We start from the raw sequence: 20,592 nt of genomic DNA, 5'->3' as shown, positions 1-20,592 counted from the left end.
TACTTCATAGGCCTGCTCATCCGCCAAAAAACCATCTACAACTACACCATAAAAACCAACTGTGCCCACCTGGAGTACTACCTTCACTACCCCGACTTTGCCTCGTCCTTCTTCAAGGGCATTGCCATAGCCGTCATCCTGATATTCGTCTTCATCGCCGCTCTCACCGGCTCACTGCTTTTCCTGGTCGGGCCGGCAGCCATCGCCTGTATCGCAGCCCTCAAGCTACTCAGCTGGGAAAACCCCATTCACCATGAACAAAGCCTGCCCTGGGATGAGTACAACTTTGTGACCGTCGACCGTAAACGGCTGATGATCGTCACACACCGCACGGATGTCACACTGGGCTTTGAGGCCCGATTCCAGCATGAGGTGCTGTTTAACAAATACCTCGCGTTTCTCCACACCGTGCTCCCCCCAACAACTGAGTTCACGGAAAAAGCCTGGAAATGGTAGCCCCGCTGCAGATCTTAATAAGCCCTCACTTTAGGCCGAACCACGAGTTCCCTGGTATTCACCTTATCTGGCTGCTCGATTGCATAAACCAGTGGTTGCAGGACGAGACTCGCCTGCACTTCCAGTCCGTCAAAGCCATAGCCAAGGACTGGCTGACCACCGCCAAACGCTGGATCGATGGACTGGGATGTATTGCCGGATCAATCACCTCGGGCGTGATAATGCTGAACTTCATCAATACCGCGCTCACTTACCGGAACCTTACTCGGGAAGGAGACTTCAGTGCCAAGGATATTGGCAAGGTTACTTATGGGCTTGGGTATAAGGCGAGTGAAGACCTCATCTGGGAAACCTGGGTGCCACTGGACAAGGACGCTGCGTATCTCGAGCTGCAAATATGGTATCCGGCCAGTCTTTTAAAGACTGACGGAGACGATAAAAGCTATCTGTTTCAGTTGGAACTTGGCACAACAGGCGATACCGCTGTTGACGGCCTGGCTTCTGTAGAACTAGAGGTAAAAGCATCAAACAGAATTGGGGCTCTGACCTTGGAAGTCGCAGAGAGTACACACGTATGAGTCAGCAAGAAACAATTCTGGATCTGCCAAAAGGCAAAGACATCCTAGACTGGAAAATAAAAACCCTTGCGAGGTCACCTAAAGAGATCATGATCACGCAGCTTGGATTTACCGCCATTCATTTAATCGCCGGCGCACTTATTATTTGGGGAGGCTGGAATCGTTTTTTAGAAAGCCCTGACTTTCTCATTACCGTAATATTGGCGTTTGCGGGAAATCTTGCTTACTACACAGGCCTGCTCATCCGCCAAAAAACCATCTACAACTACACCCTGAAAACCGACGGTGCCACAGTCGAGTATTACCTCCACTACCCCGACTTCGCCTCATCGCTTTTCAAAGGCATCACCATTTTCGTCATCCTGGCATTCGTCCTCGTCGCCCTTCTCACCGGATCATTGCTCTTCCTGATCGGCCCAGTGGCGATGGCCTTTATCACAGCCATCAAACTGCTGAACTGGGAAAACCCTGTCCACCATCGACAAACCGCCCCGTGGCATTTGCATGAATTTGTCACGGTTGATCACAGACGTCTGATGGTCATTATCCATTGCGAGGATACAACCAGCGGATTCGCCGCGCGTTTTCCCAGTAAAGCGCTTATGGACAAATACCTCGCGTTTCTGCGCAAGGCACTTCCAGCCAACGCTCAATACATCGAAAAAGCCACTGACTGGCATCAGGGCTGATGCCGCTCAGGCTTGAGTCATCTACGCCTCAAGCCTGAGAAAGCAATCAATGCGCAATTGGCACAGTAAAGCGGAACTCGCTACCCTCACCCAACTGGCTTTGCGCTCCCAGTTCTCCGCCGTGGGCCTTGATGATGCCTTGGGAGATGTATAAGCCCAGACCGGTGCCGGTCGGGTTGCCCTCCTTGACGGTCCAGTAGCGTTCGAAGATGTGCGGCAGTTGCTCGGGTGGGATGCCCTCGCCGGAATCACGCACGGTGAACACGATTTCAGTGCCGTTGGACATCGCCGCCACGCCGATCTTGCCCAGTTTCGGGGTGAACTTGATGGCGTTGCCGATCAGGTTGGACAGCACCTGGAACAGGCGCTCCGGGTCGGCCTGGACCTTGAGGTCGGGCTCGGCATTGAAGGAAATCTCAATGGATTTGTCCATCGCCAGCGGGGCCAGCAAGGTGTAGGCCTCTTCGAAAATCTGGCTGACTTCCAGTGGCTGCGGTGTGATGGTGTAGCGGCCTGCTTCGATTTTCGACGTGTCGAGCAGGTCTTCGAGCAACACATTCATGCGGCTGGCTGCTTGCTGCATGGTGTCGATTGCCGTGGAAATACGCCGCGAGGTGTGTGGCCCATCGGAGCTGAACGACTTCTGCATCATTCCGCAGAGCATGGAAATGACCGTCATCGGGTTGCGCAAGTCATGGGAAACGACCGCTACCAGTTCGTCACGGGCACGAACGGCCTGTTGCTCCTTGCGCACCTGGCGGGCAAGGTCGTTTTCCAGCGCGGAGCGGCGCAGGTCGTTAGCTGCAAACACGTCGCCATGGCTCCACTTTGGCGCAATCCCGGTCATTTCGACCTTCCAGATTTCAAACGATGTGCGCGGCCGAAGGCGCATACCGCCTTCCGAGCTTTCCATGTTCAGCGGTTTGTTCGGATCACCGCTCCACTGGACGCTTTCCTTGACCTCGGAACGAAACCAGATCACGCCGTTATCCACAGGTTTGGGCAAGTTCATGGCCAATACACCACTGGCGACTGGCTGGTAAGCTTCCCCGGGCGCGTAGACACTGGAAAGATGATGACTGGCATACACCGGCTCGCCGCCTGCAATCATCCATGTGTGCAGCGCACGTATATCCGAAACCTCCGGGCAGGCCCCGTAACAATGCGTCTGCCGGTCTTCGATGATCGCGACGCCGGTCGCACCGACCAGATCCATCAGCAATTGCGGCTGTTGTGCCAGACCGTCAAAGACGTTTTCTTCGGACTCGGCCATGGCTTGATGCAGTTGCTCAAGCGCTCTGACTTTCGCCTCGCGCTGACGGCTTATTTCCAGAGCTTCCATTGCGCTGATCTGCAGCGACAACACCTGACCTATCGCCTGGCAGGCACTGCGCAGTTCGTGGGACACGTACAACGGGGTACGGTGCCCGCAACTGATCAGCCCCCACAACTTGCCGCCCTGAATCAGCGAAACACTCATGGACGACAGCACGCCCATGTTTTTCATGTACTGACAGTGGATCGGCGAAACACTTCGCAGCGTCGAAAAACTCAGATCGAGTTGCTGCTGAGTGTCGGGGCGCAATTGAGGCACCAATGGCACCGGGGTGTAATCGGCATCAGGAATAATGCGCAGCCAGTTGCGGCGGTACAGTTCGCGCGCCTGCTCGGGAATGTCCGACGCCGGAAAGAACAGGCCGTTGAAGAGTTCCATGCTGGGTGCAGACGCTTCAGCGATCACCTGACCATGGCCTTCTTCTTCAAAACGATAGATCAGTACCCGGTCGTAACCGGTCATACGCTGGATCTCGCGGACACTGACTTCATACAGCGTTTGCAGATCACTCGCAGCGTGCAACTGACGCAACATACGGCCCATGTTGCCAGTGCGCTCGGTATAACTGACCGCTTGCGCGTCCTTGTCCTGAATCTCGAGTTCCAGAACCAGTACCCCCTGATTGCGGTGCATCAAGGCTTCGAACTCGATGCCATTGACCGTCATCAGCAAGCGTTGCGCATCAACGAACGAATCATGAGCGCTGGCGCTTCTGATCACCTCGGCCCAGCCGGCCCCCAGAACATGCTCGAGGCCTTTACCGAGAACGTGTTCGGGTGCATGGCCCAGCACGCTCTGCACGTTCGCACTGACCTGCAGGATCGTCAGGTTTGGCTCTTCCAGAGTGAACAACAGACCGTGAGGCTGAATGGCTCCGGGAAACTGAATAGGCTCATCCGCACAATTGGCCAGGAGGACTTCAAAAGCGTCCTTGTCGAGTTGGCTCATAGCAGTACCTCTTGACCATCGAGCCATTGCTCGAAACATGCAAATGTGGACTGCGCCGCAAACGCTGCGGCGTCAATAAAAACAACTTCTCGCGGCACTGCATCCAGGTGGTTCAAAAACGCCCTCCAGCGTGGCCCGGTATCGGCACCGTAAACATCGAGAAAGGCCGCTCCACTCTGCTCATCCAGACCCAGTCGCCTGTTTATTTCGCGCCGTAACACTTGCCCGCCCAACGTTGCACCTTCAAGGACGTACATGACTCCCAGGCATGAACCGGGCGTATCCACTGCTGGCAATTGCTCGCAGCGAGGCAGTTGCCTGATGTCGTCATCAGACAGACCCAGAGCACGCAGGTCCTCGACCAGCACAGCGGTTTTGACCCGATCTTGCGGGATAAGCTCCGCAGGCATCAAGGCACTGTCGTGCAATGCAGCTTCAAGCGGTGCATAAAAGCCGTAATAAGCCTTAAGCAAGCGAAGGTAAAGAGCATGATCCAGCGCGGGTGAAAAAAACGGCATGCGTTTTTCGAGCTTAACGTGAAGCTGACTCGTTTCAGCACGCAGTGCAGCAAGCAATTTCGGCGGGGTAACACATGAAAAACTTGCCGGCATCCAGGAAGGCTCTTGAGTGTGCAATAGACAAAAAACGCATCCGAGCGAAAACAGGCCGCCAAAATACAGATTCGAAGCAAAATCCGACAGTTTTTTCCGGTATTAGCGATGAAATACCATAATCCACCAGAAAAATAGCCAGTGCCTCGGGCAGCTGTTTATACCGCCCGAAGAACTTGCTCTTGACTGGTGACGATAGTCGAAAACAGCGCCATGTACGTCTTTAATCCGTGCAGGGTTCACATTGGCGAGCATTTTAACATCATCAAACACAGATGCCATCATTACGCAAGCATACGGCCTTGACCATAGGCTTGCGCAATATCCTGCGCCTGGCGCGGTTCGGGTGATCAGCGCACGTTCTGATACAGCATCATTCGCGAGGTTTCATGCAGGCCGCGAGTGAGGTCACGCAGCCGCTCGAACTCTTGCGGGTTCTGCTCGGCGACGTTATCCAGCGGCGTGGGGGAAGACAGATCGTGAAGCGTGGGCGAACTGCCATCGTGCTCCATTTGCAGCAGGTAGTTGCGGGTGACACCGCCAATCAGCGGGAACGTGCCTTCACGCAGTACCAACGGCACCACACGTTCGCCTTCGGGGGCGGGCTGCTGAATGTCACGGCCCATCGTGCCGCTGGTGAATGGCATACCGGTCATTCCCGCCAGTGTTGGCAGTAGATCCGCAAGGCCGACCGCGTCATCGACTACCCGGGTGCCCAGCAGGCCGGGCGCATGAATCAACAGCGGAACGTTATTGCTCTCCAGCCCCAGTTGTTCGAACGCCGGGGCCATGTGCGGGATCTGGCTGATGCGTGTGTTGTGATCACCAAACAGCACAAAGATGGTGTTTTCGTAATAACCGCCCGCCTTGGCCAGTTCCATCAACCGACCGATATTGAAGTCCAGCAGACGCACCGCGTTGTATTGCTCCACGCTTCGCGAACCGGCGGCCTGGACCTGCTCCAGTGTCTTGTCGCTGACCTGAAAACCATCGTTGTCTTTGGGGATGGTGAATGGCCGGTGATTGCCAGCGGTCTGTACGTAGGCAAAGAACGGTTTGTCAGCTGGCAACGCGCGCAGAATCCGGTCGCTCTCCTTGAACAGATCCAGGTCGGAAATCCCCCACACATCCACCTGCGGCGACTTCCAGTCGCGCTCGTCGTAAAGGCGCACGTCATCGATACTGCGGCGGATCAACGCGTTCATGTTGGCCCAACCGGAATTGCCACCAATCATGTACAGCTTCTCGTAGCCCTTGAAGTCATTGATGATGGTGTTTTGACGCGTCAGCAGCGGATGACGCGTGGCCGTTTCCTGGCGGGTGACATCGGGCACCCCGGTGATGCTTGCCCAGACCGTTTTTGCGGTGCCGGTCACCGGCACATAGAAGTGCTTGAAGAACCAGCTTTGAGTCGCCAGGTGGTCCAGATTCGGCGTCGGGTTCAGCGGATTGCCGTAGGCACCGACAGCACTGGTGCCCAGCGATTCAAGCATGACGAACATGACATTCGGCGGCCGCTCGCTGCGCACTCGGTAAGGCTGCACAGGCTGGTGACGCTTGAAGTTCAAGGCCTGCGCATCTGGCTGCTGGACACCCAGATAGCGCGCGACCGACTCATAGTGCTCACGCACCTGGGCTTCATCGAAGTGGGACTGGGAGACCTTGAGCGTGTCGTACAGGAACAGCGCCGGGTTGAGCCCCAGTGCCGCGACCTGGCTGTTGCCGGAGAAGAATGCATCGCTCCAGCGCAACGGTACGGGATTTTCCAGATTGAGATTCTCGACCCGGCCCAGCAAACCGAGAAAGGTCGCACAGACCACCAGTGCCGAACCCCAGACCACGGACCAGCGATTGAGCGGCCGGGCCTGGCGGTCCAGAGTGACACGTTCAAGCCTGAGCAGCGCCCCGCCGAGCGCTGCAACGGTCAGCAACCAGCCGGCAGTGATCCACAGCACCGGATAGGTCTGCCAGAGCATGTCCCGGGAAATCTGCGCATCCTCCAGATAGCGCATCACGCTGGCGTTGAGCCTGACCCCGAGATAGGCGTAATGACCAAAGTCGACGATATGAATCATCGTCAGAACAGCCAGCGCAACAATCAGATAGCCTCGCGCCAGCCAGCGCAAGACCGGCTGGCTGACCATGTTCCAGCGCGGCAACCAGAGCAGCACTGCGACCGGCAGCAGTATCAGCAGCGCCAGACGCAGGTCGAAACGCACGCCGATACCCAGCGTCTGCGCAACCTCGCCATGGGTAAACAGGGCGCCCGGCTCGACGCCAGAAAATCCGAAGAAAAACACCCCCCTCAGTAACGCCGACAGCAGGAATACCAACATGACCGCGCCCAGCCAATAATGCAGGCGTCGCGATTGCAACCAACTCATCGTCATTCCTCTAGACATTGCCGGCAGACAGAGTGGCCGAACGGCGCGACTCCGTTGCCCGGCGATAAACAAAACGGATGCCCAGGCTCAGCAAAGCCCCGCAGCAGTACAGGGCGAGAAGCGGGTCAATCAGGTAATCCCAATAATTTTCCGACGGTTTGATACGAAATGTGAATGCCAGCGTCGCAGCAGCCAGCATCACTACAGCCAGCGCATTACGCATCAAGACCAGCCCCAACGCGATAACGGCGACAATAATGATCATCGGTCGCGGATTGTAACCCCAGCGGTAGGGGTCGAAGTAAGTCAGACCCAGCGTGGCCGGATACAACGTCAGCGCCAGCACAGCGAACACCAGCAGCATCACCCATCGCCGGGACACTGCCATCGGTCTGAGCACGCCCAATCGCTGCAAGGTCAGCCAGCCCAGCACCACCAGACTGCTGATTGCCAGATCGTCGGTCAGGCTGCGAGCGTACGACGCCATCGACAAACCGTCGAATGAAATAACGCTCAACAGCGAGGTCGCTGCCAGCAGGCCACAGCGCCACCATAACGATGCGGTCAGCGGAGCCAATAGCACAAACAGGGTCCAGGCAAACGCCAGATGAGCCAATCCCAAAGCGATCATAAAAGTTGCTCCGCCAGCCAGGCCTCGTTGAAGCTGACATGTTTGATGAAGGTGTTATTCCACGAGTAGACCAGGTGATACAGGCCGTCCGGGCTGCGGATGAAGTACGGGTATTCGTATTCGAAATCACACCCCTGCGCGGAACAGACACGCTGGTCCAGATTGCTCAGAAACTCGGCTTCCATCGGTTGGCGACGTGCGCCACTGGAAGCGCGAAAGCCTTCGCCGATGGCAGCCTTGTAGGCTTCCAGGGCAAACGGTGTACCCAGCGGATCGGGTGACTTGTCCAGATCCGGCAGTGGCCGCCAGACCTTCATCTGCTCGTCGGTGCTGTACAGGCTGAGCTTGAAGCGACCTTCGCGCAGGTCATTCAACGCCACCAGCAAGCCCTTACCCGGTACGCCGACGGCGGCCAGCGACGAGTTGGGATTGCTGGGTGTCAGCGGTTGCGGCTCGCTCCAGGTCTGACCGCCGTCTTCGGTACGGCTGGCCAGTACCCGGTGAAACGTCTCGCCGGCATAACGCAGCAAGGCTACGGCGCGTTGGCCGTCCAACGGTACGACGGTGGGCTGCAGGGAATTTTTACCGCGGCTGATGCGAAACTTGTCGATGACTTCGCCATCTGCGCTCAGATACAGGTATTCGGCAAACTTGCCGAGAAACTCGTGGTAGACCGGCAGGCCGATCGAGCCGTCGGTATGAAACACCGGCGCGCCACGTACCAGCGTGCTGATGTTCAAAAACGGCGATGTCACCAACTGCCAAGGCGGCGACCAACTGGCCCCCATATCGCTGGACACCATGGCATTGACGGTACTGCCCGCCCAGCCGCCGACCGAGACTGACACGTAGAACAGCCACAGGCGATTGTCCGGAGCCAGCGCGATCACCGGGTTGCCCAGTTTGCGGATGTATTTGCCAGTACCTGACTGAGTGGACGCCCGGGTCGCCAGGACCTGCTCGCCACCCCATTCACCGTTGGACGCATCGAACCGCGAGGTACGTATTTCAACGTCTCCCGCCCCTTCGCGAGAACCGGCGAACCATACCGACATGAGGTCGCCGCCAGGCAATGCCGTCACGGCTGACGAATGCACGAAATCGGCCAGATCAGAAGACGCGAAACGCGAAATGTAGGATGCCTTGGGTGCCACACTTTCAGCATCGACCGGTGCGGTGCTCACGGCAAAGGCAGATATCCGGTGCTGTGGATGGCTTAGCCATGCACTGAGAAAAATCACTACAACAATCAGGCCTGCGCTCCATGCAGTCAGGTTTTGGGAAATAACACGCATCAGGAGGCATCACTGTGATGAAGGGCAAGAAGGTGGTTTCAGCGATGGCGATCTTCAGGTAACGGACGTCGTTTGCCTGTCAGCATCGACAAGGGCAGGTTGTCACGCACTTGAAAGCTTTCGAAGATGGCCGCGGCCATGTGCAGCACTACCAGGGCACACAATGTATTGGCGAGAATTTCATGAGCCTGCAAAGGCCAGTCAGCACCCCACAAGGCATCGACTTCCTCCATCAGGAAGCCGGTCAGGCCCATGCCGAAGATCAGCGCCATCATGAGTACCATGACCAGCGCACCGAGCGGAGAATGGCCGAGCCTGTGTACCGGCTGCCGGTTGATCAGCGACCGGACATGCGCACGCAGGCGAGTCGGGCTCGGCCAGAAATCGCTCCAGCGCGCGCTTGTTGGTCCGATGAATCCCCACACCACCCGCACCGCCAGCCAGGCAACCGCGTAATAGCCCAGCCAGACGTGCCAGTCGTCACCCGCCTCATTGAAGAAGTAATTGGCAACGAAAACACCCGCGATCGAGATATGAAACAGTCTGACCAGCGGGTCCCACAGGCGCAGGGAAACACGGTTCATTACTTGATCTCGGTCTTGACCGCTTTACCAGTGACCGGATCGTGATAGATCTCGACCTTGCGCTTGTCCTTGTCGAAGCCGTAAATCTCGTAGCAGTTGCCGTCAGTCACTTTGAACTTGCTGATCTCGTAACCCTGAGCCTTGAGCTGCTCCTGGAATTTGGCCTGATCCTGCCATTGGGACTTTTCAGCGGTGGTGCATTGCGGACCGGCAAGGGCCAGCGGGCTGGCCAGCAACAGGGAAACCAGCAGGACTTTACGCATGACAGATACTCACAGGCAGTTAAGGAGCCGCTACTGTGCGAAACCAGTCTTAGGAAAAGCTTAATACGCAACAGCTCGTAACATCTTCCCGGACACACGGCACTTCGCGACGCTGCCTGCTGACGGCATGATGGCGCCCTTCTCACCCTCATTCATTGGTCACAACCCTATGCGCCTGCTTCTTGTCGAGGATGATCGTGCGATTGGCCAAGGCATCCGTGTGGCCCTTAACACCGAGGGCTACACGCTGGACTGGCTGGAAGACGGGCTGAGCGCGCTGCACGCCCTGCGCAGCGAACCCTTCGACCTGTTGCTGCTCGACCTCGGCCTGCCGCGCATGGATGGTTTCGATCTGCTGCGCCAGTTGCGCGCCGAAGAGCTAGCCCTGCCGGTGCTGATCCTGACCGCGCGCGACGGCACCGCCGACCGCATTGCCGGTCTGGACGCCGGTGCCGACGACTACCTGATCAAGCCGTTCGACGTCGATGAACTCAAAGCCCGGGTCCGGGCTTTGCTCAGGCGTAGCCAGGGACGTGCGCAGCCGTTGCTGGAACACGCCGGTATCAGCCTCGACCCGGCTTCGCAGCAGGTCAGTTTTCAGGGCAGCGAAGTGCCGATGACGCCAATGGAATATCAACTGCTGCACCAATTGATGATCCGCCCCGGCAAGGTGGTCACCCGCGAGCGCTTGTCCAATACCCTGTATGGCTGGCAGGACAAGGTCGAAAGCAACACCCTGGAAGTGCTGATTCACAACCTGCGCAAGAAACTGTCCACCGAACTGATCCGCACCGTGCGCGGCGTCGGCTACTTGCTGGAGCTCAAGGCATGACCTCGGTACGCGCGCGCATTCTGGTCCCGGTGCTGGTGCTGTTGCTGCTCGGCAACCTGGCGATAAGCCTGCTCGCGCTGCGCGACAGCCATCACGAAATAGAAGAAGTCTACGATGCGCAATTGGCCCAGAGCGCGCGCCTGTTGCAGGGTGTGCTGCGCCAGCGCGCTACGGGTGAGCAGGATCTGGACAAGCTTTATCAAGCGTTCGATCAGGCCATGAGCCGGGTCGGTACCAGTGGCGTTGCCCATCCGTACGAAACCCGGCTGACGTTTCAGGTCTGGCGCACGTCGGGCGAGCTTTTGGTGCGTTCGGCCGAAGCGCCGCTGCTCAGTGCGCCTCCCGCAGAAGAAGGCTCGCATGATCTGGTCGAGAACGGGCATGAGTGGTGCGGCTTCCTCCTGGCCGACCCGCAGCAGGGTTTCCTGATCTGGGTCGGTGAGCGCGACGATGTGCGCCAGGACCTGATTCAGCGCATTGTCAGCCACACCTTGTGGCCGACGCTGATCGGCGTGCCGCTGCTGGTGGTCGCGATCTGGCTGGCGATCGGCTGGGGCCTGCGCCCGTTGCAGTCGATGGCCAGGGTCATTCGCCAACGCGATGCCGAAAGCCTTGAGCCGCTTGATATAACACCGCTGCCCAAAGAGCTCGAACCCATGCAACACGCGCTCAACCGTCTGCTGACCCAGATCGAAAGCGTGCTGGAGCGCGAGCGGCGGTTTATCGCCGACGCCGCCCACGAACTGCGTACACCGCTGACCATTCTGCGCATCCACGCACAGAACGCCCGCCAGGCTGAAACCCCGGAACAGCGTCTGGAGGCACTGGATTTTCTCGTGCACGGCGTCGACCGTGCTGCCCGTCTGGCCAGCCAGTTGCTGACGATGGCCCGACTTGAGCCGCGCCTTGAAGTCAGCCAGTTACAAACCTTTGAACTGAACACTTTGGTGCGCGAGGAAATGGCCGAGCTCACGCCGCTGGCACTGGAGAAGCGTGTCGATCTGGTGTTCGAGGCGGGCGATGACTGCGTGATCCACAGCGACCCATCAGCCATCACCATCGCACTGCAGAATCTGCTGACCAACGCGCTTAACTTCGCCCCGCCGGCCAGCGAGATTCGCGTGATGCTCAACCGCCAGGAAGACGGCAGCGCACATTTGTCAGTCGAAGACGCAGGGCCGGGTATCGACGAGAAACAGAAAGCACGCCTTTTTGAACGCTTCTACAGTCAGGGCCACAGCAATGGCGCTGGGCTGGGGCTGGCGATCGTCGATATGATCGTGCGCAAACTGGAAAGCAGCCTGCACCTGCGCAATTCAGCGCAGGGCGGGCTGTGTGCGGAGCTGCGAATCAAAAGCAGAATGGCTTGAAAACCAGTCGACTCAGAGCACCACGCGTAAGCACTGGCCAGCGTGATACAGCGTGAAACCGGCATCGTAAGCCAGCGTACGCAGGCCATTGGCCGAGACCTTTTTGCTGCTGGAAAAGCTCACCGGCAGCGCAGTTGCGTCGTTGCTCAGCAGGTAATCGGCAAAGCACTTGCCGATCAGCGTTCCGGTGGTTACGCCGCGGCCATTGAAACCGGTCGCGGCCAGCAGGCCGGGCGCAGGCTCGAACAGACGCAGCAAGTGGTCTGGGGTGAAACCGATGCGGCCAGTCCAGGTGCTCTGCCACTCAACCCGACCCAACTGGGGAAAGTAGTGCTGCTGGATGCGATCAGCCCACTGACGAATAAACCACAGCGGATAATTGCCAGCGTTGCCAAGGCTGCCCAGCACCAGTCGCCCGTGGGCATCGCGACGAATACTGCTGAGCACCGTGCGCGTGTCCCAGGAACCCTGCCCGCCACGCAGAATGCCCGCCTGCTCGCTGCCGCTGAGCGGCTGTGAAGCGACCTGATAGTAGTAGCCTGCGAAGATGTGATCCTTGATGTCGGTCCACTCACCTTCGGTGTAGGCGTTGGAGGCAATGATGACCTTCTCGGCGCGCACACTGCCCGCGGCGGTGGACACTTTCCAGCCATCGGCAGTGCGTTGCAGCCCGTTGACGGGAGACTCGCCAAACAGCTGACCGCCCAGCGCCACGACATTGAGCGCCATGCCTGACACATACGCCATCGGGTTCACCGTACCGGCACGGTGATCGAGCAACGCCCCGCTGACCTTGTCGGTGCCACAGGCGTCTTCACAGGGTTTTCCGGTCAGCAGTTCGACCCTGGCACCGCGCCGCTGCCACTGCTCGGCACGGCTGCGCAGATCAGCCAGTCCTTTTGCATTGTGGGCCATGTGCAGGTTGCCGGTGCGGGTGTCCTGACACTCGATGCGGTACTTGTCGATAGTCGAAAACACCAGCGCCGGAGCCGCGCCCAATGCGCTATTGAGGCGGCTGGCCTCGACACTGCCCAATACCTTGTCCAGTTCATCGGGTGCCACCCAAGTGCCTGCATTCACCAGACCGACGTTGCGCCCGGAGCCGCCATGACCAACCTGATGAGCTTCGACCACGCACACCGATTTGCCGCCTTCCAGCAACCGCAACGCCGCCGACAAACCGGTGAAACCTGCGCCGATGATGCACACGTCGGCGCTTCGGTCCCCAATCAAGGCCGGACTGACCGGACGTTGCGGAGTCAATTGTTCCCACAGACAGCCTTCAGCAAACTGCACCATCGAAAAACTCCAGCAATGCCCTTCAAGTAATAGCCTGGTACAGATCAGTCGAAAACGATGCCCTGGGCCAATGGCAACTCGCGGGAATAGTTGACGGTGTTGGTTTGTCGGCGCATGTAGGCGCGCCACGAATCGGAGCCGGACTCGCGCCCCCCACCGGTTTCCTTCTCGCCACCAAATGCCCCGCCGATTTCCGCACCGCTGGTGCCGATATTGACGTTGGCAATACCGCAATCGCTGCCCGCGGCACTCTGGAAAGCCTCGGCCTCACGCAGGTCGGTAGTGAAAATGCACGACGACAGGCCCTGCGGCACTTCGTTGTTCAGGCGCAAGGCCTCTTCGAAGTCGTCGTAAGCCAGCACGTAGAGAATCGGCGCGAAGGTTTCGTGACGCACGACTTCGCTCTGGCCAGGCATTTCGGCAATGGCCGGCGTGACGTAGTAGCCGTTCGGGTATTTGTCCTGCAACTGACGCTCGCCACCGAACACCTGACCGCCCTCGTCGCGCGCCTTGGTCAGCGCATTCTGCATGGCGGAAAATGCTTGCTGGTCAATCAGCGGACCGATCAGATTACCTTCACGAGGATCACCGACACGCACCTTGGCGTAGGCCGCTTTAACCCGGGAAAGCACTTCGTCCTTGATCGAGCGATGCACAATCAGACGACGCAGCGTGGTGCAGCGCTGACCGGCAGTGCCCACGGCGCTGAACAGAATGCCGCGCACGGCCAGGTCCAAATCGGCGCTGGGGGCCAGAATCATCGCGTTGTTGCCGCCCAGCTCCAGGATGCTGCGCCCGAAACGGGCAGCTACACGCGGACCGACTTCGCGGCCCATGCGGGTGCTGCCGGTGGCGCTGATCAGTGGCACGCGCGGGTCATCGACCAGCGCTTCACCGGCGTCACGATCACCGATCACCAACTGCGCGAGCGCTGCGGGTGCATCGCCGAAAATCTTCAGCGCCTTGTCGAACAGCGCCTGGCAGGCCAAGGCGGTCAGCGGAGTCTTTTCCGAAGGCTTCCAGATCACCGGGTTGCCGCAGACCAGCGCCAGCGTGGTGTTCCAGGCCCAGACTGCAACCGGGAAGTTGAACGCGCTGATCACACCGACCACGCCCAGCGGGTGCCAGGTTTCACGCATGTGGTGGCCGGGACGTTCGGAGGCGATGGTCAGGCCATATAGTTGGCGCGACAGGCCGACGGCGAAGTCGCAGATGTCGATCATTTCCTGGACTTCACCCAGGCCTTCCTGAGTGATCTTGCCTGCTTCGACCGACACCAGTTCGCCCAGGTCAGCCTTGTGCTCGCGCAGCACTTCACCAAAGATCCGCACCAGCTCGCCACGGCGCGGGGCCGGTACTGTGCGCCACTTCAGAAACGCGCTGTGGGCGCTGCCGATGCGCGCCACGACCTGCGCCTTGCCTTCAAGCGTGACCAAGGCAATCTGGCTGCCATCAATCGGGGTGTAAACCGGATAGTCCCCTTGTGTGTGGGCACTGTTCGCCACGCCCAGACGTGCTAATAACTCGGCAACCATGTTGATTCTCCTGTCATGGAAACGGTGTAAATCACTGATGAACCCAGTATTGATCCACTCGGGGCTGGCCCACAAACGACGTTTTTGAAAAACATGATTCCTTTTAGGAATGAACTGCCTGCCATTAACAGCAACGAAAGCGGCTACATCGGGAATTATTGGAATGACCCGGTGATTTTATTTCGTTTGCGAGCGTTGCCCGATGTTTGTTTGGATAAGGCCATCATGATCCCCCGGAGTCAGGGCCAGGCCGATGAGCGAACACATCAGCGAATCCATTTCGTTTGTCCACAGCATGACGTTGTCCCACGGCCGCAATGCCGAAGTATGGGACACCACCGGCAAGCGCTACATCGACTTTGTCGGCGGTATCGGCGTGCTCAATCTGGGGCATTGCAACCCTCAGGTGGTCACGGCCATTCAGGATCAGGCGGCAAAGCTGACCCACTATTGCTTCAACGCTACGCCTCACGATCCGTATATCCGCTTCATGCGGCAACTGACGGAGTTCGTACCGGTGAGTTACCCGCTCAGCGGCATGCTCACCAACAGCGGTGCGGAAGCGGCGGAAAACGCCTTGAAGATCGTACGTGGCGCGACGGGCCGCACGGCTGTGATTGCCTTCGATGGCGGCTTTCATGGCCGAACACTGGCAACCCTGAACCTCAATGGCAAGGTGGCGCCCTATAAACAGAAAGTCGGCGTGCTGCCCGGTCCGGTGTTTCACATTCCGTTTCCCAGCAAGGACAACGGCGTGACCACCGAGCAGGCGCTAAAGGCACTGGAGCGACTGTTCAGCGTAGAGATCGATGTCAACGATGTGGCCTGCATCATCTTTGAACCGGTGCAGGGTGAAGGCGGCTTTCTGGCCATGGAGGCGGATTTCGCTCAGGCGCTGCGAGCGTTCTGCGATGAACATGGCATCGTGTTGATCGCCGACGAAATTCAGTCCGGCTTCGGCCGTACCGGGCAGCGTTTTGCGTTCAGCCGCTTGGGCATCGAGCCGGATCTGATTCTGCTGGGCAAAAGCATCGCAGGCGGCATTCCGCTGGGCGCCGTGGTCGGTCGCAAGCATTTGCTCGACAACCTGCCTAAGGGCGGGCTCGGCGGCACCTATTCCGGCAACCCGATTGGCTGCGCTGCGGGCCTGGCCTCGCTGGCACAAATGACTGATGCCAATTTATCCACCTGGGGTGAACAGCAGGAAAACGCCATTGTTTCGCGCTACAACTCCTGGCAGTCAGGCAAGCTGTCGCCGTACCTGGGCAGGTTGACCGGCGTAGGCTGCATGCGCGGCATCGAACTGATCACAGCGGATGGCGAGCCCGGGACCCGGCAGCTTGCCGACCTATTGGCCTCAGCGAGGGACGCTGGCCTGTTGTTGATGCCCAGCGGCAAGTCGCGGCACATCATCCGCCTGCTGATCCCGCTGACCATCGAGCCCGATGTTCTGCACGAAGGGCTGGATATTTTCGAGCGTTGCCTGGCAGCGCTGGCTTGAACACGTACGGAGAAACCATCCTGATGAGCACTGCACGCTTTGCCGACCCGGACCAGATCCGCGCGGGCTTTTCTCGCGCCATGTCGCAGATGTACCAGCACGAAGTGCCGCTGTACGGCACGCTGATGGGGCTGGTCAGCGAGGTCAATGCGCAGGTCATGAGCCGCGACAGCGAGGTGCTGAGCAGCCTGCGCCAGACCGGCGAGATCCAGCGGCTGGACATGGAACGCCACGGCGCGATCCGCGTCGGTACGGCTGAGGAACTGGCCACCCTCGCCCGCCTGTTTGCGGTGATGGGCATGCAGCCGGTCGGTTATTACGACCTGACCGAAGCCGGTGTGCCGGTTCACTCCACAGCGTTTCGTGCCGTGCATGAACAGGCGTTGCAGGTCAGCCCGTTTCGGGTGTTCACCTCACTGTTGCGCCTGGAACTGATCGAGAGTGACAGCCTGCGCGAGTTTGCCAGTCAGGTGCTGGCCAAGCGCAGAATCTTCACGCCCGGTGCCCTGGCGTTGGTCGACAAGCATGAGACAGACGGCGGGTTGAGCGAGCACGACGCTGCCGAGTTCATTCAGCAGGCGCTGGAAACCTTTCGCTGGCATAACACGGCGACGGTCTCGCTTGACGAGTACCAGAAGCTCAACGTCCAGCATCGCCTGATCGCTGATGTGGTGGCGTTTCGAGGTCCGCATATCAATCACCTCACCCCGCGCACGCTGGATATCGATGCGGTGCAAAGCGGCATGCCCGGCAAAGGCATCACGCCCAAGGCCGTGGTTGAAGGGCCACCGCGTCGCCAGTGTCCGATTCTGTTGCGCCAGACCAGCTTCAAGGCGCTTGAAGAACCCATTACGTTCATTGGTCAGGGGGGGAGTCAGTCGGGCAGCCATTCGGCACGCTTCGGCGAGATCGAACAGCGCGGCGCAGCCCTGACGCCCAAAGGGCGCGCGTTGTATGACCGGCTGTTGAACGAAGCTCGCGACGAACTGGGTGAGTTTCCCAACGAAGCCAACGCCGTGCGCTATGCAGAATTGCTGGACGAGGCATTTCAGGCTTTTCCGGACAATCATGATGAAATGCGCACGCAGGGGCTGGCCTACTTTCGCTACTTTCCGACTGAATCAGGCATTGCCGAGCGTGCATCCGGCAGCCTGGAGCAGCTTGTGGAAGCAGGTCATGTGCGTTTCGAGCCGCTGGTGTATGAAGACTTTCTGCCAGTCAGTGCGGCAGGCATCTTCCAGTCCAACCTGGGGGACAACGCGCAGGCGCATTACGCGACGAATTCGAACCAGCAGGATTTTGAGCGGGCGTTGGGGCGCAATACGCTCAACGAACTGGAGTTGTATGCGGACACCCAGCGGCGCTCGCTGGAGGAATGCGCCAAGGCGCTTGAGCTGAGCAGTCCCGCTTACTAGTGGGAGCAACCAGAGCTGCATGCCGGCGCAGAGCGCCAGCACGATAGTTAAGATGATCGTTCCTCACGCTCTGCGTGGGAATGCAGTTCGCGACGCTCTGCGTCGCAAAAGAGGACGCAGAGCGTCCGGAACGGCATGCGACTCGGAGCGTCGCACGATAGTCACTTTCAAGGGCCGTGTAGCCCTTTCTGTGTTCTGTTTAACGCAACGATAAATAAAATTCGCAATATTGGTGTGCAACCTCGCGCTATGCATACTGCGATTGCGTGTGGACAGCAAAGTGCCGTATTCAAAGGCTCATCCCTTCAAATAACGCACCCTGTAATCCCCTTGCAAAGGCTCGAAGCAGCCTGGGTCCGGATCACGTTCAGACCTCATAAAAATACTCGGCCGGATAACGGCCTCCATGACTTCATGGACTTTCCAACGCTGCCCTGGCGCCTCATCGCGCCGACCTGAAAAACAGAATAACGATTGATAAGGCCTGAAAAAGGCCATTCAGCAGGCAAGGGGATCATCATGCAAAACTCACACGCTGCAGTGTCGGGCGACAATCAGGCCGTTTCATCGACGGTGAAGCTGTATCTCTGGGCCGCCGTTATCCTGATCATTGCCGAGATGATCGGTGCCGTCAGTATCCCGCTGGGCCCAGGCAAGGTGGTGCTGCTACCGATGGTATGGGCGCTGTTGCTGGGCGCGATGGTGGGTATCGCCAGTCGCCGCCTGCCAGGCAGCATCGGTATCGATCACGGCATCCAGCTACGCTCGGCCTCGATCCTGCAACCCGCCCTGCTGATTTTCATTGCCAAACTCGGTCTCGTCGTCGGCGGCTCGCTGCCGGTAGTGTTCGCCTCGGGATGGGCGCTGGTGTTTCAGGAGTTTGGTCACTTTGTCGGCACCGTGGTGCTCGGCCTGCCGGTCGCACTGCTGCTGGGCATCAAGCGTGAGGCAATCGGCGCGACGTTCTCGGTTGGCCGCGAGCCCAGTCTGGCAATCATCGGCGAGCGCTACGGCATGGACTCCCCGGAAGGCCGCGGCGTACTGGCCGAGTACCTGACCGGCACCCTGTTCGGTGCGCTGTTTATTGCCATCGTTGCCGGCTTTATCGCCAGCCTGGGGATCTTCCATCCCAATTCGCTGGCGATGGGCTCGGGCATCGGCTCGGGCAGCATGATGGCTGCTGCAGCCGGTGCAATTGCCGCGCAGCAAACACCGGAAGTCGCCAAGGAGGTCATGACGCTGGCGGCGGCATCAAACCTGATCACCACCACCATCGGTACTTATTTCACCCTGTTTATCTCCCTGCCACTGGCAGTGTGGGGCTATCGGGTGCTGGAGCCGCTGATCGGCCGCACCACCAAGGCGTCCATGACTGATGAAGGCCTGCGCCACAGCGATGTGTCGCTGGAGGTTCCGGAACTGGGCTGGGCGGGCAAGATCAGTGCGTGGCTGGCCGCCGGTGCACTGGCGCTGATTGCCAATTATGTCGGCTACAAGACGCTGTCGGCCGATGCATTCACCGGCATGGGCATCATGATTTTCTGTGCCTTCGTCGGCGAAGCGCTGTGCAACCTGATCCGTCGCAAGATCCCGGCAGTGTGCATGGTGTCGCTGGTGGCGATGTTCCTGACTTCACCGGCCTGCCCCTGGGCGGCCGAGATTGCCCGGATGACCAGTTCGATCAACATGCTGGCAGTCATTACGCCGATGCTGACCTTTGCCGGTCTGTCGATTGCCAAGGACCTGCCAGCCTTCCGCCGTTTGGGCTGGCGAATCGTGCTGGTATCGTTCCTGGCCAACTTCGGTACCTTTATCGGCGCCGTGCTGATTGCCGAGATGTTTCATTGATTCCGGAGCGGGCTAGATCACCGCTTCGTTCACCAGCCAGTCATGCACGGCGCGGCGTGCCGGAGTAGAGAGCGCACCCTCACGATAGGCCAGGACGTATTTCTTCCTGGCCTTGATCGGATGCCCGAACGGCACGATCAACAAGCCTTGCTCCAGTTCGTCGGTAATCAGCGCCTTGCGGGCAATGGCCACGCCCATGCCCATGCGCGCGGCGTCGATGGTCAGGTGGTTGCGGTTGAAGGTGTGACCACGGCGCACGTCGATACCATCAGCGCCGATGGCGGTCAGATAAAACTCCCACTCAGCGTATTCATAGCTGCCGCGCCAGGCAGTGATGTCATGCAGCAACGGAAAGTGCACCAGCTGGCTGGGCGTATCGAGTGGCGGCTTGCCCACCAACAGGCTTGGCGAACAGACCGCAAACAGCTCTTCTTCCAGCAACGGCGTGGTCGACAGCCCCGGATAGCTGCCGTCGTTCAGGTCGATGGCCAGATCGAAATCGTCATCGCGCAACGACCCGCTGCTGTCTTCGGCAATGATCCGCAACTGGATGTCCGGAAACGCTTCCTGCAAGCGTGGCAGGCGCGGCATCAGCCATTTGCTGAGGAATGAGGGGATGCAGCGCAACTTGAACACCCCGCCGATGCGCCCGGAATACAGCAGACGCAGCTCTTCACTGATACGGCTCTGCACCTCGTTGGCGACCACCGCCAGACGCTGACCTTCGGCGGTCAGCTCCAGCCCGCGCCCGACCCGGTGAAACAGCGCGAAGCCCAGGCGCTCTTCAAGCTGGCGCATCTGCTGGCTGATCGCGCCGGGAGTGACGTGCAGCTCTTCGGCGCACCGGGTGAAGGAAAGATGTCGGGCTGCGCAGGCGAACACCTGTAACCAGGCGTGCATCTGTGCGTTGAAGATTCTGCTCATTGAAGAGTTCCGCTAAAGCGTTGCATAGCAACAATCGTTTGTCGTTTCGACAGCCGAAGCCAAAGATGAGTAACAGAAAAAGGGGAATACCAA

Annotated in this window: 17 protein-coding genes and 1 pseudogene; 8 read left to right on the top strand and 10 right to left on the bottom strand. The window is 58.9% G+C overall.

Translation table 11 applies throughout. The annotated features are described in order from the left end of the window. The 3 genes and pseudogenes from RYA97_RS02510 to RYA97_RS02500 form a co-directional block, all read left to right on the top strand. Positions 1-456: permease (locus RYA97_RS02510; protein ID WP_316891814.1), on the top strand; the 456-nt coding region annotated here is incomplete at its 5' end. A gap of 251 nt (positions 457-707) precedes the next feature. Next, a pseudogene (locus RYA97_RS02505) lies at positions 708-1,034 on the top strand (hypothetical protein); the annotation flags it as partial. After that, positions 1,031-1,723, top strand: a complete 693-nt coding sequence (locus RYA97_RS02500) for a hypothetical protein (protein ID WP_016982634.1) — start codon at positions 1,031-1,033, stop codon at positions 1,721-1,723. The pseudogene RYA97_RS02505 and the gene RYA97_RS02500, both read left to right, overlap by 4 nt. Before the next feature lie 46 nt (positions 1,724-1,769). Here RYA97_RS02500 and RYA97_RS02495 read toward each other — a convergent pair whose 3' ends face one another. The 7 genes from RYA97_RS02495 to RYA97_RS02465 form a co-directional block, all read right to left on the bottom strand. Then, positions 1,770-4,007 carry an ATP-binding protein gene (locus tag RYA97_RS02495; protein ID WP_005781944.1) on the bottom strand — a complete coding sequence of 746 codons (2,238 nt, stop codon included), beginning with the start codon at positions 4,005-4,007 and terminating at the stop codon, positions 1,770-1,772. Then, positions 4,004-4,618, bottom strand: a complete 615-nt coding sequence (locus tag RYA97_RS02490) for a biliverdin-producing heme oxygenase (RefSeq protein WP_005746349.1) — start codon at positions 4,616-4,618, stop codon at positions 4,004-4,006. Before RYA97_RS02490 ends, RYA97_RS02495 begins: the two co-directional genes overlap by 4 nt. Before the next feature lie 350 nt (positions 4,619-4,968). Further along, complete coding sequence (locus RYA97_RS02485) at positions 4,969-7,002, bottom strand: LTA synthase family protein (protein WP_117139652.1); 2,034 nt, start codon at positions 7,000-7,002, stop codon at positions 4,969-4,971. 10 nt (positions 7,003-7,012) lie between these two features. Continuing rightward, entirely contained in the window at positions 7,013-7,633 is a 621-nt protein-coding gene (locus RYA97_RS02480; protein ID WP_002554358.1) for a hypothetical protein, read from the bottom strand. Continuing rightward, positions 7,630-8,928: a sialidase family protein gene (locus RYA97_RS02475; protein WP_005746347.1), complete on the bottom strand. Its 1,299-nt coding sequence runs from the start codon at positions 8,926-8,928 to the stop codon at positions 7,630-7,632. Before RYA97_RS02475 ends, RYA97_RS02480 begins: the two co-directional genes overlap by 4 nt. 38 nt (positions 8,929-8,966) lie before the next feature. Further along, complete coding sequence (locus RYA97_RS02470; protein ID WP_005746346.1) at positions 8,967-9,512, bottom strand: cytochrome b/b6 domain-containing protein; 546 nt, start codon at positions 9,510-9,512, stop codon at positions 8,967-8,969. After that, the gene (locus RYA97_RS02465; protein ID WP_002554361.1) at positions 9,512-9,775 is read right to left on the bottom strand and encodes a PepSY domain-containing protein; all 264 of its coding nucleotides are present in this window, start codon (positions 9,773-9,775) and stop codon (positions 9,512-9,514) included. The genes RYA97_RS02470 and RYA97_RS02465 overlap by 1 nt, the downstream gene beginning before the upstream one ends. A gap of 169 nt (positions 9,776-9,944) precedes the next feature. Here RYA97_RS02465 and RYA97_RS02460 point away from each other — a divergent pair, with 169 nt between their 5' ends. Then, positions 9,945-10,607, top strand: a complete 663-nt coding sequence (locus RYA97_RS02460) for a response regulator (RefSeq protein WP_002554362.1) — start codon at positions 9,945-9,947, stop codon at positions 10,605-10,607. Beyond that, positions 10,604-11,977: a sensor histidine kinase gene (locus tag RYA97_RS02455; RefSeq protein ID WP_005746345.1), complete on the top strand. Its 1,374-nt coding sequence runs from the start codon at positions 10,604-10,606 to the stop codon at positions 11,975-11,977. Before RYA97_RS02460 ends, RYA97_RS02455 begins: the two co-directional genes overlap by 4 nt. Positions 11,978-11,989: 12 nt before the next feature. Here the strand turns inward: RYA97_RS02455 and RYA97_RS02450 are convergent, their stop codons facing one another. Then, positions 11,990-13,276 (bottom strand): NAD(P)/FAD-dependent oxidoreductase, encoded by a 1,287-nt coding sequence (locus RYA97_RS02450; protein ID WP_005746343.1) that lies wholly within the window; start codon positions 13,274-13,276, stop codon positions 11,990-11,992. Between the two features lie 44 nt (positions 13,277-13,320). Beyond that, the gene (locus RYA97_RS02445; protein ID WP_005746341.1) at positions 13,321-14,811 is read right to left on the bottom strand and encodes an aldehyde dehydrogenase family protein; all 1,491 of its coding nucleotides are present in this window, start codon (positions 14,809-14,811) and stop codon (positions 13,321-13,323) included. 253 nt (positions 14,812-15,064) lie between these two features. Between RYA97_RS02445 and RYA97_RS02440 the strand changes: the two genes are divergently transcribed. The 3 genes from RYA97_RS02440 (at position 15,065) to RYA97_RS02430 (ending at position 19,575) form a co-directional block, all read left to right on the top strand. Next, positions 15,065-16,312, top strand: a complete 1,248-nt coding sequence (locus RYA97_RS02440) for an aspartate aminotransferase family protein (RefSeq protein ID WP_316891806.1) — start codon at positions 15,065-15,067, stop codon at positions 16,310-16,312. A 23-nt stretch (positions 16,313-16,335) separates the two neighbouring features. Further along, positions 16,336-17,727: a VOC family protein gene (locus RYA97_RS02435; RefSeq protein WP_005746338.1), complete on the top strand. Its 1,392-nt coding sequence runs from the start codon at positions 16,336-16,338 to the stop codon at positions 17,725-17,727. A 519-nt stretch (positions 17,728-18,246) separates the two neighbouring features. Further along, positions 18,247-19,575: a DUF3100 domain-containing protein gene (locus tag RYA97_RS02430; RefSeq protein ID WP_005746337.1), complete on the top strand. Its 1,329-nt coding sequence runs from the start codon at positions 18,247-18,249 to the stop codon at positions 19,573-19,575. Between the two features lie 12 nt (positions 19,576-19,587). On the opposite strand, the gene RYA97_RS02425 is transcribed toward RYA97_RS02430, so the two are convergent. Further along, positions 19,588-20,499 (bottom strand): LysR substrate-binding domain-containing protein, encoded by a 912-nt coding sequence (locus RYA97_RS02425; RefSeq protein WP_002554369.1) that lies wholly within the window; start codon positions 20,497-20,499, stop codon positions 19,588-19,590. Positions 20,500-20,592 lie beyond the last annotated feature (93 nt).

It is taken from the genome of Pseudomonas syringae group sp. 26L6 (genome assembly GCF_032587815.1).
GTDB lineage: Bacteria > Pseudomonadota > Gammaproteobacteria > Pseudomonadales > Pseudomonadaceae > Aquipseudomonas > Aquipseudomonas amygdali.
Note: the sequence above shows the minus strand (reverse complement) of the source record. Positions and strands in the feature narration are given on the sequence as shown.

Coding starts and splice junctions, on each gene's coding strand:
- RYA97_RS02485 (WP_117139652.1), bottom strand. CDS start 7,002: ATGAGTTGGTTGCAATCGCGACGCCTGCATTATTGGCTGGGCGCGGTC.
- RYA97_RS02460 (WP_002554362.1), top strand. CDS start 9,945: ATGCGCCTGCTTCTTGTCGAGGATGATCGTGCGATTGGCCAAGGCATC.
- RYA97_RS02430 (WP_005746337.1), top strand. CDS start 18,247: ATGCAAAACTCACACGCTGCAGTGTCGGGCGACAATCAGGCCGTTTCA.
- RYA97_RS02425 (WP_002554369.1), bottom strand. CDS start 20,499: ATGAGCAGAATCTTCAACGCACAGATGCACGCCTGGTTACAGGTGTTC.
- RYA97_RS02450 (WP_005746343.1), bottom strand. CDS start 13,276: ATGGTGCAGTTTGCTGAAGGCTGTCTGTGGGAACAATTGACTCCGCAA.
- RYA97_RS02475 (WP_005746347.1), bottom strand. CDS start 8,928: ATGCGTGTTATTTCCCAAAACCTGACTGCATGGAGCGCAGGCCTGATT.
- RYA97_RS02440 (WP_316891806.1), top strand. CDS start 15,065: ATGAGCGAACACATCAGCGAATCCATTTCGTTTGTCCACAGCATGACG.
- RYA97_RS02500 (WP_016982634.1), top strand. CDS start 1,031: ATGAGTCAGCAAGAAACAATTCTGGATCTGCCAAAAGGCAAAGACATC.
- RYA97_RS02490 (WP_005746349.1), bottom strand. CDS start 4,618: ATGCCGGCAAGTTTTTCATGTGTTACCCCGCCGAAATTGCTTGCTGCA.
- RYA97_RS02495 (WP_005781944.1), bottom strand. CDS start 4,007: ATGAGCCAACTCGACAAGGACGCTTTTGAAGTCCTCCTGGCCAATTGT.
- RYA97_RS02470 (WP_005746346.1), bottom strand. CDS start 9,512: ATGAACCGTGTTTCCCTGCGCCTGTGGGACCCGCTGGTCAGACTGTTT.
- RYA97_RS02435 (WP_005746338.1), top strand. CDS start 16,336: ATGAGCACTGCACGCTTTGCCGACCCGGACCAGATCCGCGCGGGCTTT.
- RYA97_RS02480 (WP_002554358.1), bottom strand. CDS start 7,633: ATGATCGCTTTGGGATTGGCTCATCTGGCGTTTGCCTGGACCCTGTTT.
- RYA97_RS02455 (WP_005746345.1), top strand. CDS start 10,604: ATGACCTCGGTACGCGCGCGCATTCTGGTCCCGGTGCTGGTGCTGTTG.
- RYA97_RS02445 (WP_005746341.1), bottom strand. CDS start 14,811: ATGGTTGCCGAGTTATTAGCACGTCTGGGCGTGGCGAACAGTGCCCAC.
- RYA97_RS02465 (WP_002554361.1), bottom strand. CDS start 9,775: ATGCGTAAAGTCCTGCTGGTTTCCCTGTTGCTGGCCAGCCCGCTGGCC.